At 61.7% G+C, this 13234-nt stretch carries 11 protein-coding genes; all 11 read left to right on the top strand.

The window, feature by feature from the left end; all coding sequences use genetic code 11:
- The first annotated feature begins 1 nt into the window (after position 1).
- The 11 genes from CQ007_RS03900 to CQ007_RS03850 all read left to right on the top strand — a co-directional run bounded on the left by CQ007_RS03900 (position 2) and on the right by CQ007_RS03850 (position 13206).
- On the top strand, positions 2–796 hold the full coding sequence (locus CQ007_RS03900) for an SDR family oxidoreductase (RefSeq protein WP_105643605.1): 795 nt from the start codon (positions 2–4) through the stop codon (positions 794–796).
- A gap of 397 nt (positions 797–1193) precedes the next feature.
- Positions 1194–1664 carry a MaoC family dehydratase gene (locus tag CQ007_RS03895; protein ID WP_105643604.1) on the top strand — a complete coding sequence of 157 codons (471 nt, stop codon included), beginning with the start codon at positions 1194–1196 and terminating at the stop codon, positions 1662–1664.
- Positions 1665–1675: 11 nt separating this feature from the next.
- A complete protein-coding gene (locus CQ007_RS03890; RefSeq protein ID WP_105643603.1) occupies positions 1676–2878 on the top strand; it encodes an acetyl-CoA C-acyltransferase in 1203 nt (400 codons plus the stop codon).
- A gap of 406 nt (positions 2879–3284) precedes the next feature.
- Complete coding sequence (locus tag CQ007_RS03885; protein WP_105643602.1) at positions 3285–4253, top strand: YCF48-related protein; 969 nt, start codon at positions 3285–3287, stop codon at positions 4251–4253.
- 9 nt (positions 4254–4262) lie between these two features.
- Entirely contained in the window at positions 4263–6662 is a 2400-nt protein-coding gene (locus tag CQ007_RS03880) for an RND family transporter (protein ID WP_105643601.1), read from the top strand.
- A gap of 7 nt (positions 6663–6669) precedes the next feature.
- Complete coding sequence (locus tag CQ007_RS03875) at positions 6670–7821, top strand: helix-turn-helix transcriptional regulator (RefSeq protein ID WP_105643600.1); 1152 nt, start codon at positions 6670–6672, stop codon at positions 7819–7821.
- A gap of 179 nt (positions 7822–8000) precedes the next feature.
- Positions 8001–9224, top strand: coding sequence for a helix-turn-helix transcriptional regulator (locus tag CQ007_RS03870; RefSeq protein WP_105643599.1), 1224 nt, complete (start codon positions 8001–8003; stop codon positions 9222–9224).
- A 215-nt stretch (positions 9225–9439) separates the two neighbouring features.
- Positions 9440–10279 carry an SDR family NAD(P)-dependent oxidoreductase gene (locus CQ007_RS03865; protein ID WP_105643598.1) on the top strand — a complete coding sequence of 280 codons (840 nt, stop codon included), beginning with the start codon at positions 9440–9442 and terminating at the stop codon, positions 10277–10279.
- Positions 10280–10489: 210 nt separating this feature from the next.
- Positions 10490–11530: a Rieske 2Fe-2S domain-containing protein gene (locus CQ007_RS03860; protein ID WP_105643597.1), complete on the top strand. Its 1041-nt coding sequence runs from the start codon at positions 10490–10492 to the stop codon at positions 11528–11530.
- 133 nt (positions 11531–11663) lie between these two features.
- The gene (locus CQ007_RS03855) at positions 11664–12539 is read left to right on the top strand and encodes a cache domain-containing protein (RefSeq protein WP_158256720.1); all 876 of its coding nucleotides are present in this window, start codon (positions 11664–11666) and stop codon (positions 12537–12539) included.
- Positions 12540–12564: 25 nt separating this feature from the next.
- Entirely contained in the window at positions 12565–13206 is a 642-nt protein-coding gene (locus tag CQ007_RS03850; RefSeq protein WP_105643595.1) for an EthD domain-containing protein, read from the top strand.
- Positions 13207–13234: the final 28 nt, after the last annotated feature.

Genomic DNA, 13234 nt, shown 5'->3' with positions numbered 1-13234 from the left:
CATGAATGATCTGAAGAATCCTGAATATGTACCCGGCCACGGCCTGCTGAAGGGCAAGTCGGTACTGATCACCGCCGCCGCCGGTGCCGGCATCGGCTTCGCTGCCGCGACCAAGGCGGTGGAGGAAGGTTGCCGCGGCATCGTCATCAGCGATGTACACGAGGGGCGGCTGAATGCCTCGGTGGACAAGCTCAAGCAGGAAACCGGCCTTTCTGCGGTATGGGGCAAGTTGTGCAACGTCACCGATGAAACCGAGGTGCGGGCACTGGTTGATTTTGCCGAGGACAAGCTGCAGGGCATCGACATCCTGATCAACAACGCTGGGCTGGGTACCACCAAGGCGTTGATCGAGATGGAGGATGACGAGTGGAACAAGGTCATCGACGTCACTCTCAACGGCACCATGCGCATGACCCGCTATATGTTGCAGGTGATGAAGGCGCGCGGGCAGGGCGGGGTGATCGTCAATAACGCCTCGGTTCTGGGCTGGCGGGCGCAGAAGGAGCAGGCGCACTACGCCGCGGCCAAGGCCGGGGTGATGGCGCTGACCCGCTGTGCGGCGTTGGAAGCTGCCGAACTCAATGTACGCATCAATGCCGTGGCGCCATCGCTGGCGGTACACCCGATGCTGCGCAAGTCCGCACCTGAGGCGCTGCTCAAGGAGCTGGAGTCCCGAGAGGCTTATGGTCGGGGTGCCGAGTGCTGGGAGGTGGCCAACGTGATGATGTTCCTGGCCAGTGACTACTCCAGTTATATGACGGGTGAGATTGTGCCTGTGAGTTCGCAGCAGGCTTGATGTTGTGGGTGGGTTGCGGCGGTGTGTTTCGGAGCTTGCACGCTTGCCGGCGGGCTACTGCGGACACGCCGCAAGTACGTCCCTGTAGGCTCGCGGTTGCCATCCCTGGCAACCGACGGTCCGCAGTAGCCCACCGGCAAGCGTGCTCAATAGGCAATGTGCCGGCTGCAGGAAAAAGCCGTTCCCAAGTTAGCCAGAACTTTTTTGGGTTTTGGTGCGGATTGCACGGTGATCGCGAGGGCGGGACCGAGGCACCTACCTCAGACCGTCGGTTGCCAGGGATGGCAACCGCGAGCCTCCATGGATGGATTCACGGCGTGTCTGAGGTAGGTGCCTCGGACCCGACCATGCACAAAGCAATCCGATAACGAACAAGAGATATACCGAGGAGCACACCATGACCACCACATTCAACAACGCCGCCGCCCTGGAACAGGCAGTGGGCCAGAGTCTCGGGGTAACCGAGTGGATCACCATCGACCAGCAACGTGTCGATACCTTTGCCGACGCCACCGGCGATCACCAGTGGATCCATGTGGATCCGGAGAAAGCCAAGGCCGGCCCGTTCGGCGGCACCATCGCCCACGGCTATCTGACCCTGTCGCTGGTCAACTACTTCCTGCCGCAGCTGATGCAGGTGGAGAACCTGCAGATGGGCGTCAACTACGGCTGTGACCGGGTGCGTTTCCCGGCGCCGGTGCGGGTGGGTGCGCGTATCCGTGGCAATGGCGAGATTACCCAGGTCGAAACCCTGGCCAACGGTGCTGTCCAGGTGGTTGTACGGGTCAGCGTCGAGGTCGAGGGCAGTGACCGCCCGGGCTGTGTGGTGGACACCATCAGTCGCTACACCTTCAATCAGACAGTTTGAGGAATACCATCATGCAAGAAGCAGTCATCGTCGCTACCGCGCGCACCGCTCTGACCAAGTCATTTCGCGGCTCCTTCAACGACACCGAGGCTCCGGTACTGGGTGGTCATGTGGTGCGGGCCGTGGTCGAGCGCGCCGGCATCGATCCGGCGGATGTGGGTGATGTGATCATGGGCGCGGCGGTGCAGCAGGGTACCCAGGGCTACAACATCGGCCGCCTGTGCGCCTATACCGGCGGACTGCCGGAATCGGTGCCGGGCATGGCGCTGGATCGGATGTGCGCCTCCGGCCTGATGGCCATCGGCGAGGCGGCCAAGGCGATCATGACCGGCGAGCTGGATGTGGCCATCGGCGGTGGCGTCGAGTCGCTGTCGCTGACCCAGACCAAGCACAAGAACGCCCATCGGGCGCGTTCCGAAGCGGTGATGGAGGTGGCGCCGGCGGCTTATATCCCGATGATCGAGACCGCGGAAATCGTTGCTGAACGTTACGGTATCAGTCGTGCGGCCCAGGATGAGTATGCCCTGCAGAGCCAGCAGCGCACCGCTGCGGCGCAGCAGGCCGGGCTGTTCGCCGAGGAGATCGTGCCACTGAGTGCCAGCAAGCTGCTGTTCGACAAGGAAGGCAAACCCGCTGGTCACGAGCAGGTAAGCGCTGACCGTGACGAGTGCAACCGCGCATCCACCACCCTGGAAGGGCTGCAGGGGCTGACGCCGGTATGGAAGGACGGCCAGTGGATCAAGCAGGGCCAGCACATCACCGCCGGTAACGCCTCGCAGTTCTCCGATGGCGCCGCGGCCTGTCTGCTGATGAGCCGGACCGAGGCCGAGCGGCGTGGGGTCAAGCCGCTGGGCACCTATCGTGGGATCGCCGTGGCCGGTTGCAAGCCGGAGGAGATGGGGATCGGGCCGGTGTACGCCATTCCCAAACTGCTGGAGCGTTTCAATCTCAAGGTCGAGGACATCGGCCTGTGGGAAATCAACGAGGCCTTTGCCAGTCAGGTGTTGTACTGCCGTGATCACCTCGGCATTCCCAATGACCGCCTCAACGTCAATGGCGGTGCCATTTCCATCGGCCACCCATTCGGCATGAGCGGTGCCCGGATGGTCGGCCATGCCCTGCTCGAAGGGCGTCGCCGTGGTGTGCGCTATGTGGTCATTTCCATGTGTATCGGCGGTGGTATGGGGGCTGCGGGGTTGTTCGAGCTGGACTGATAGGTTCCATAACGTGGAGGGTAGGCGACACCCCACCCCTCCGTCATGGCGAGGAGGCGGTTACCGCCGACGTGGCAATCCCGTGCTGGCCGGTTAATCCGAACTCATGGATTGCCACGGCCTTTGGCCTCGCAATGACAGTGCAGGTATGACCGATTGACGATATGGAACTGACCCACCACAAGCCCGCCCCCGTGCGGGCTTGCGCTTTTCTGGGGGTAGGTGTTGTGGCTCTGTATCGCCGCTTTGCGCGGACGTAAGCCATTTGGACGATGTTTGCCAAGCGGCGCTGGAACAACATCAAGCCACTCTCTGTGCTGCCTTTGTGTCTCGGGCATGAACAGTTGCAGATTCATAAAAACAACAGGTGGCCTGGAACAGGCCGCCCACAGGGTGGAATTGCGCCATGAGCAAATTGATCAGCTACTCCTTCTGTCTTGTTGTCGCGGTGCTGGTGGGCTTTGCCTTCTCACCGCGTCATGGGCTCGATGACCAGCAGGTTCAGCTCAACCTCGCCCGTCTGCAGATCAATGACCTGGTTCAGTTCGGTGAGCGGGTCATCGCTGTAGGCGAGCGCGGCACCATTATCGTCAGCGACGACATGGGGAATTCCTGGCGCCAGACCCATGGTGATGCCGAACTGCCGGTGACCCTGACCGGGGTGAACTGGCTGGGCGGGGATGACCTGCTGGCGGTGGGTCACGATGCGGTGCTGATGCACAGTGGCGACGCTGGTGAGACCTGGGAAGTGCTGATGCAGGACGAGGAACTGGGCGAGCCGCTGCTGGGTACCTGGAGTGCGGACGGACAGCGGATCTTCGCCTACGGCAGCTTCGGCAAGTTCCTCAGCTCCAGCGACCAGGGCCGCAGCTGGGAGGAACGCGAACTGGATATTCATGGTGAACATCTCAATGACATGGACGGCGACGGGCAGCGCCTGCAGATCATGGTCGGCGAGATGGGCCTGGTACTGCGTAGCGAGGACTACGGTACCAATTGGGAACGCATCGAGCCTTTCTACCGTGGCTCGCTGTTCGGCGTGGCGTACATGGGCAATGACGTCTGGGTTACCTACGGCATGCGCGGTCACGTGTTCGTCAGCAAGGATGATGGTTTGAACTGGAAGCAGGTCGATATCGCCCATCGCCTGCCGCTGTATGGCCATGCCAAGGATGACTCCGGCCTGGTGATCGTCGGTACCGGCGGCGCCTACGTCAATCTCTCGCATGAGGGCGAGCTTACCGATTCGGGCTACCTCCGCGGGCTGGGAACCCTGACCTCCGCGGTAGTCCTGCCTGACGGCGACCTGTTTGTCGCCGGCCAGAGCGGTCTGCTGCAGCAGGATCGTGGTTATCTCGCTGTCATCGGTCAATAAGGGGGTAACATGGCCAAGCATAATCGTCGTTGGGTGGATCGTTGGGTCGAGGCCATGGCCGATGGCCTGTTGGGCAACCGCAAGCTGTTCCTGTCGATCTTCATCCTGATCACCCTGGGGCTGGGCTACAGCGCTACGCAGATCAAGCTGGACCCGGGCTTCAACAAGCAGATTCCGATCACCCATCCGTACATGGAGAACTATCTCCATTACAGCGATACCTTCAGCGGTGCCAATACCATCCTGGTGAGCGTCAACTGGCGCGGTGAAGGGGATATCTACAACGCCGAGTTCCTCGACGTGCTGCGTCAGGTTACCGACGAGGTGTTCTTCATACCCGGTGTGCGCCGGGCCAGCGTGCGCTCGCTGTTCACTCCGGATGTGCGCTATGTCGAGATATCCGAGGACGGCTTCGTCGGGGATGTGGTGATTCCGCCGCACTTCTCCGGTACTCCGGAGGATCTGGAACAGGTACGCAGCAATACTGCCCGTTCCGGCGAGATCGGTCGGCTGGTGGCCAATGACCTGACCGCGGCCATCGTCAACGCCGAACTGCAGGAGTTCAATCCGGAAACGGGCGAGCGGGTGTCCTATTCCGAGATTGCCGCCCAGTTGGAAGATATTCGTACCCGCTTCGAGAATGACAACATCGAGATCAGTATCGTTGGCTTCTCCAAGCTGGTGGGGGATGTCATCGATGGCCTGTTCATGGTGATGGGCTTCTTCGTCATTGCCTTCATCATCACCGCGCTGATGCTGTGGTTCTATTCGCGCTCCATGGTGCAGACCGTGGTGGCGCTGCTGGTGGCACTGGTGCCGGTGATCTGGCTGCTCGGGGTGTTGCCGCTGATCGGCATGGGTATCGACCCGATGTCGATCCTGGTGCCGTTCCTGATCTTCTCCATCGGTGTATCCCACGCTGTGCAGATGACCAACGCCTGGAAACAGGACATTCTCGACGGGCACAACTCCTTCGAGGCGGCCAAGGTGTCGTTCTGCAAGATATTCATCCCCGGTGCGCTGGCGTTGTTGATGAACGCACTGGGCTTCGGTGTGATCATGCTGATCGATATCCCGATCGTGTATGAGCTGGGTCTCACCGCGTGTATCGGCGGGTTGCTGATGATCGTGACCAACAAGATGATGCTGCCGATCATCCTCTCCTATCTCAGGCTGGACCGGCGCGCCTATGCCCAGCGGTCATTGGGTGCGGACGGCAAGCACCGCCTGTGGTGGAGCCTGTCGGTACTGGCGACGCCAAAGGCCGCACTGGGCGTGTTCGCCATCAGCCTGGTGCTGCTGGTGGCCGGCGCCTGGAAGAGCCGCGACCTGATCGTGGGGGATGTCGGTGTCGGTGCCCCGGAGCTGCGCGAGAGTTCACGCTACAACCAGGATAACGCGCAGATCTCCCGCAGTTACTCGATCGGTCTGGATGTGCTGTCGGTATATCTGGAAAACGATATTGAGGAAGCCTGTCTCGATGCCGATGTGATGCGGGCGGTGGAGGAGCTGGATTTCCATGCGCGCAGCATCGAAGGGGTCAACTCGGTGCACAGTGTGGCCGGCATGGGCAAGGTGTCGATTGCCGGCAACAACGAGGGCAATCCGCGTTGGTCGGCGATTCCGGGTTCGTCCCGCGGCCTGATGCCGGGCTCGCGGGCCTACTCCAGCTCCCACGGCCTGGTGGTCGATGGTTGCCAGACCATGCAGGTACTGCTGTTCCTCACCGATCATGAAGGCGACACCGTCGCCCGGGTAACCGAGCAGGTCGAGCACATCATCGCCAACATCAACGAGCCCAAGGTCGAGTTCAAGATGGCCGGCGGCAATATCGGCGTCATGGCGGCTTCCAACGAGGCGGTGCAGAAGGCCGAGGTGCAGATGCATGGCTCCCTGTTGCTGGCGGTGGCGCTGTTCTGCTGGTTGACCTTCCGTTCCGGGCGGGCGGTGCTGTGCCTGCTGATCCCGCTGGCGATCGTCGCCACCCTGTGCAATGCGGTGATGGCGGTATTCGGCATCGGCCTGAAGGTTGCCACCCTGCCGGTGATGGCCCTGGGCGTGGGGGTGGGCGTGGATTATGGCATCTATCTGTACGAGCGCATGCAGCATGAGCTGGCGATGGGTAAGGATGTGCGCACCTCGTTCTACGAAGCCATGTGCCAGCGGGGCACCGCGGCACTGTTCACTGCCTTCACCATGTCGGTGGGGGTCGGTACCTGGGTGTTCGCGCCGCTGAAGTTCCAGGCCGACATGGGTGTGCTGCTGGCGTTCATGTTCCTGGTCAACGTGTTCGGTGCGATCTTCCTGCTGCCGGGCCTGGCCGCCTGGTTCAATCGCAGCAAGCCATTGGTGCGGGTCAAGGCGGAGCCGGGCCCGGCTACCAACCTGGCTGCGGCCGGCAGTCATTGAGCGCATCATGAACGCTGACCGGCGACGCCTGGACATGGAGACCTCATCCTTCGATCTGCTGTTGGGTGAACTCTATGATGCCGCCATGGACGACCACAGCTGGAGCCGCTACCTGACGCGCCTGCATAAGCTGTTCCAGGCCAACTACGTGACCCTGATCCTGCGGGCTCCGCAGGATTCGGATAAGGGGCTGATGCTGGTCATTGGTGATATCGAAGGGCAGGGCATCATCTCCTACATCACCTATCCGGGCTCGGAGACCCCTTTCGTCAACTGCCCGGTCAACCAGGTGTTCACCGTCACCGACCTGATGAGCCTGGAAAGCTGGCGGGAGTCGGAATACTACCGCCACTACTGCACGCACCAGAATGTCTTTCATGTGATGGGGGTGGATATCGCGCCACCCAGTGGCGGTATTTTCCGCTTCCGGGTGACTCGCCCGGAGACCCAGAAGGACTTCTCTGCGACCGACCGGGCGCTATGTGATGCGCTTATCCCGCACATGAGCCGGGCCCTGCATATCCACAGCCTGATTGGTCACAAGCATTCGCTGAGCGCACTGTATGCCCAGGCGATGGGACGGCTGTCGATCGCCACCCTGATTCTCGATGGCAATGGCCATCTGCTGGAAACCAACCAGGTAGCCCGGGAAATGCTGGCTGCCGGCGATGGACTGAAGATCGTCGGCGGTCGCCTGGAAGCCAGTTACCCGGGGGACAACAAGCGCCTGTACAAGTCCATTCGCGCCGCGGCGGCCAGCTCGACCAGTGGCCGCGTGGCGTTGGCCGAGGCGTTGTCGATCGCGCGTCCCTCCGGTCAGGTCAGCCTCGGCATCGTCGTGGAGCCGGTACCGCAGCAGGACTGGGACGAAGGTGAAAGCCAGCCCGCAGTGGTGATCTATTGCCGCGATGCGGTCGGGCAGTCCCTGCTCAGCACGTCGGTCACCCGCCAGGTGTTCGGCTTCACTCCGTCGGAGTCGGCATTGGCGATGGAACTGGCCAACGGGCTGTCGCTGGAGGAAGCGGCTGGCTCCCTGGGTATCCGGCGCAATACGGCCAGGGCGCACCTGCGGGCGATTTTTTCCAAGACCGGGGTGCGCCGCCAGACCGAATTGGTGCGGTTGATTCTCAACAGTGTGGTAACCCTGGGGCAGTCATGATCAGGGTAAGAAATTGTGACAGATCAGTTCGTCATATTGATGCAGAAACGGCTGGCTTGAGCGGCCCGTAGTGAGCAACTATAGGCACAGCCTGCTCGAGCAGCGCCTGATAACGATAAGAACGCGAGCTTCACCGAAGCCGAAGGCATGAGGTTGCAACCATGACAACAATAAGCACAATGCATTTTCAATCGATCGAGAACGGGTTGTCGTTGGATGACTACGACCGGATTATCGGACGGATCCATGATGGTGCGCTGGAGACCGAGCACCTATCCGAGGCGCTTGAGGAGCTGCGCGGCCTGTTCCAGGCCAACTACGTTACCCTGATCCTGCGTATTCCCGGCGTCGAGGACGTGGGTCTCATGCTGGTCGCCGGAGATCTGGAAGGTAGTGGCAAGGTGACCTATTTCCGTTACCTGCATGGCGATACGCCATTCTCCAACATGCCGGCGGACCGGGTTTTCACCGTGGATGATGTGATGAGCTTCCAGGAATGGGAGAACTGCGCCTACTACCGCGACTACAGCAAACTGAACGATGTCTACCATGTCATGGGAGCGGACATCTCCACTGCCGACTCGGGGGTACTGCGCTTTCGCATCACCCGCGGTCAATCCCAACCGGCCTTCACCGAGAGTGACAAGGCGCTGTGTTCGCGACTGGTACCGCATCTGCGGCGCAGTCTGCATGTACACAACCTGCTGGGCCGCAGTGCATCGCTGGGCAATCTGTATGCCGAAGCGGTCAATCGCCTGTCGGTGGCGACCCTGGTGCTGGACGAGACCGGTAGCGTGCTGCAACTGAACGATGTCGCCCGCGAGCTGCTCGGCCATACCGATGGCCTCAAGTTGGTTGGCTCGCGACTGGAAGCCAGTTATCCGAGTGACAACCGTGAGCTGCACAAGCTGATCAGGGATGCGGTCGAGTCCAAGGATGCGTCGCAACCGCGGGAAACCCGCGAAGCGCTGTCGATCGCCCGGCCGTCGGGTGAGGTCAGCCTGGGTGTGGTGGTGGAACCCATTCCCGGCGCCGAATGGGCCGAGGGCCGTGGCCAGCCCGCGGTGATGGTGTATATCCGCGATGCTGTGGGCAAATCCCAGGTGGATAACCGGGTGGCCAAGGAGCTGTTCAATTTCACCCCGGCGGAAACCATGCTGGCGTTGCAGTTGGCCAATGGTCTGTCTCTGGAGGAAGCCGCGGAGAACCTCGGCATCATGCGTAACACCGCCCGGGCCCATCTGCGGGCGATCTTCTCCAAGACCGGCGTACGCCGCCAGGCGGAACTGGTGCGGGTCATGCTCAACAGCGTGGTAACCCTGGGACGCGGCAATGTCACCCCGTTGGGCAGCCGCACGGCCGTGATCGCCCAGCCCCAGCTGCGCTCGCTGCAGAGCCGCTGAACGAGGAAGGCCGGGTTCCATCCCTGCCAGCAGTGTTCCATGCTGCTCCGTTGGTCGAGATGGACCTCGACCTTCCAGGCGCATGCATATCCCTGAATAGATGCAAACCTGCCCCATCCCTTGCCGCCGATCCTAGTCTGCGCAGACGATGAACGTGGCGTCGTGGCCTCCGATACTGTTTCCCAGCATAGCCTCAGGCAATTCAGGAGCAGAACATGAGCAAGGTGGTATTGGTCACTGGCGCCAGCCGTGGCATTGGTCGGGAAACCGCGCTGGCCTTCGCCCGGGCCGGGTTCGATGTGGCCGTCAGTGCGCGGACACTGGAAGACGGCCAGCGGCATGATCACAGCCTGACCGGTGCCGATGGCCAGCCCTTGCCGGGCAGCCTGGCCTCGGTGGCTACCGAAATCCGCGCACTTGGCCGCCAGGCCTGGTGCATTCCCATGGACCTGCTGGATACCGACTCGGTGCTGGCTGCGGCCGACAGCCTGCTGCAGCAGGCCGGGCGCATCGATGTGCTGGTCAACAATGCGGTGTACCAGGGCAAAGACCTAAATTCGACCTTCCTGCAACTGAGCGCAGAGACCCTGGAGCGCATGTATCGCGGCTATATCCTGGCCCCGGTACTGCTGACCCAGCGGCTACTGGTGCCGATGCTGGAGCAGGGCGAAGGGGTGATCATCAATGTCACCTCCGGTGCCGGCGAGAGCAATCCGCCGGTGGCCGCCGACAAGGGTGGTTGGGGGTATGCCTACGGCGCGGGTAAAGCGGCAGTGTCGCGCTTGTCCGGGGTGCTCAAGGCGGAGATGGGCGGTCGCGGCCTGCGTACCTATACGGTCAACCCCGGGGTGGTCACCACCGAGGCGCTGAAGGCCACCATCGGCGAGGCGGGGGTACGCGCGCTCGGTGCCGGCTCTGCGCCGCCGCCAGTGCCGGCGGCGGTGATGTGCTGGCTGGCGGTCAGCGATGCGCAGGGCCTGCACCAGAAGAGAACGGTGCACGCGCAACCCTTTGCCCTGGAGCATGGCATCGTCCCGGACTGGACCCTGGACTGAGGCGGCCGCCGGCTGCCCAGCCGCATACCGCGCCTGTCAACGGCCCCTAGTCCAAGTGAAGGATGCCGGCGTCCCGGCTTGACGCGAAGATACCGTACATCGGACGTGGTTTCTCCGACAGGTTCACGCCCCCGCATCGAGTGGCGCAGGCATAGTGGCTGGACCGAGCCGTGCAGAAAACTATAACAACGCTCAGTGAGGATCAGAATCATGAATCAGATGATCGAAGTCAAACCGGTGGCGGAAACGGCGGAGTACCGCTATGCCCGCGGCTGGCACTGTCTTGGTGAGACCAAGACCTATCGCGATGGCAAGTTGCACACCCTGAACATCTTCGGTACCCGTCTGCTGGCCTTCGTCGGCAAGAACGATGAAATTGCCGTGCTGGATGCCTACTGTCCGCACATGGGTGCGGACCTGTCCCAGGGCGAGCTGGTTGATGGCAAGGTGGTTTGCCCATTCCATCATTGGCAATTCGACGCCAGTGGCCGCTGTGCCGAAATTCCCTACTGCAAGCGCATTCCGCCCAAGGCCAAGACCCGCAAGTGGCTGACCTGCGAGGTCAACCGCCTGCTGTTCGTCTGGCACAACCCGGAAGGCCTGCCTCCGGCCGAAGGTGTCGAGATTCCCTACCTGCCGGAGATCGACAGCGACGAGTGGGACGACGACTGGCACCTGGACCTGATGATCATCGACACCCACCCCCGTGAGCTGGTGGATAACCTGGTCGACGCCCAGCATTTCGGTCCGGTGCATGGTGCACCGACCAAGTACTTCCGCAATACTTTCAAAGGGCATATCGGCACCCAGGAGTTCCACGGGGACTCCGAGCGTCTGGGCGGTGACCTGGTGGCGGACTCGGCCTACTACGGCCCGGCTACCCACCTCACTCGCATGCGTGCGGAGTACGACGGCCTGGTCGTGGAATCCATTCTTCTCAACTGCCACGTGCCGATCGGCCCGAACCAGTTCGAGCTGCGTTTCGGTGTGCTGGTGAAGAAGGTCCCTGGCTGGACTGAAGAGCAGAACAAGCAGCTGGCACTGGATTATGTGCAGCAGAACCGCACCTCCTTCTATCAGGACGTGGATATCTGGAGCACCAAGCGTCCGGTCGACAACCCGGTGCTGGCTGAAGGGGATGGCCCCATCTATCAGCTGCGCGAGTGGTACGGTCAGTTCTATATCGATGAGGCTGAGGTACCAGCGCAGATGCAGGAACTCCGCGAGTTCATTGTGGTTGATAACAAATAAGCGCTGTTGGTTATACAAAAGCCGCCCCTTCGGGCGGCTTTTGCGTTGCGCGCCCGTCCGAACGGACGATGTGAGCTGCGACCGGCTCGCCTACCGTGGGGCTGACCCCAAAGGCACCGAAACGGAGGCGCTGATGAGATTGTGGATAAAAGGACTGATGGCCAGTCTGCTGGCTTGCCTATTGCTGCCTGGCCTGGTGCTGGCGGCGGAGCAGGATGACGAGCAGCGGGCCCGTGCGTTGCTCGAACGGGCCGCGACCCACTATCAGCAGGAAGGCGAGCGTGCCTTCGCTGCCTTCAGCCGCCTGGGGCAGTTCACCGAGGATGACCTGTATGTGTTCGTGGTGGACCGCGACGGCATCATGCTGGCCAGCGGTGGTCCCTCGCGCCAGCTGATTGGCCGGGACATCTCACCGCTGCTTGATGATCAGTTGCGTACCGGCTTCCAGGCGATTCTCGAACATCCGGTGAGTGAGGATATCCTGGAGGGCGAGTACCGCTGGATCAACTGGCGCCAGGGCAGGGTGGAGCGCAAGAAGGCCTTCTACCGGGTATTCGATCAGGCCATTCTGGCGGTCGGTTACTACATTCCCCGTTCCGATCCCGCCGAGGCGCATAACATGCTGGAAAGGGTGTCGGCGGCGCTGGCCGATGACCCCGAACAGACCATCGAACAGATCAACCGGCTGGATAGCCAGTTCTATCAGGATGACACCTATCCAGTGATCATCGACAGCGAAACCCGCCGCTTCGTTGCCCATGGCTATAACCGCGGGCTGGTCGGCAGCCGCTTCGACAATGTCGAGGACCATGCCGGGAAGCCGTTGGGCGCGCCTATCCTCGAGCGGATGCAGGGGCGTGATTCCGGCGAGTTCGATTACCGCTGGCGCAACCCGGCTACCCAGCAGGTCGAAGACAAGACCGCGCTGATCCATCGGGTGGACCGTTATCTGGTGTTGGTGGGCTGGTATCACGGTGCCGGTGAGCAGGCACCTGGACGCCGCGACTGAACCTGTTTCCGAGTAGAGGTATGCAATGAAAGCAGTGTCGCTGATATCGCGCCGGGCGGACCTCGGTCGTACCGAATTTCGCCACTATTATGAAAACACCCATTGCTGGCTGGCCATGCAGCACTTTCCCTTTCGTCGCTATGTGCGCAATCATGTACTGGATCAGCCGCAGCTGGACTTCGACTGCATCAGCGAGTTCGAGCTGGCCGAGGATCTGAGCCAGTACGATCTGATGGCCTCACGCTCGCGCCAGCTGATTCTGGACGATGAACAGCAGTTCATGGATCAAAGCCGCATCCGCATCGCTGCCGCCACGGAATACCCGTTGATCGTGCCTGCTGCCGAGGTGCCGGCAGAGCGACTGGAAAGCCAGGTTCTGCTGCTGCAACTGGAGGAACAGCCGTTGCGAGCGGTGGTCGAGCAATTGGCCCGGCGTCTGGCTGACACCCGGCCTGATCTTCACGCAATGCGCCTGGACCTGCTGCATAGTGATCCGCAGCGACCCTTTCCGTGCAATGCACTGTTGTGGCTGGACTGGCTCGACCGTCGCGAGGCGGTGCCGGCCCGGCTGAACGAGCTGCCCGGATTGCTGCATGAGTTGTGGCTGGTGCGCAGCAGCACAGCCCCAAGCCAGTTGCAGGAGCGCTTCGTCGCCTTTCAACCCTGATAACAATAATGAGGAAGTAACCGATGCC

This window comes from Pseudomonas sp. MYb185 (assembly GCF_002979975.1).
GTDB lineage: Bacteria > Pseudomonadota > Gammaproteobacteria > Pseudomonadales > Pseudomonadaceae > Halopseudomonas.
The sequence above is the reverse complement of the archived record's forward strand: the minus strand, read 5'-3'. Positions and strand labels throughout refer to the sequence as shown.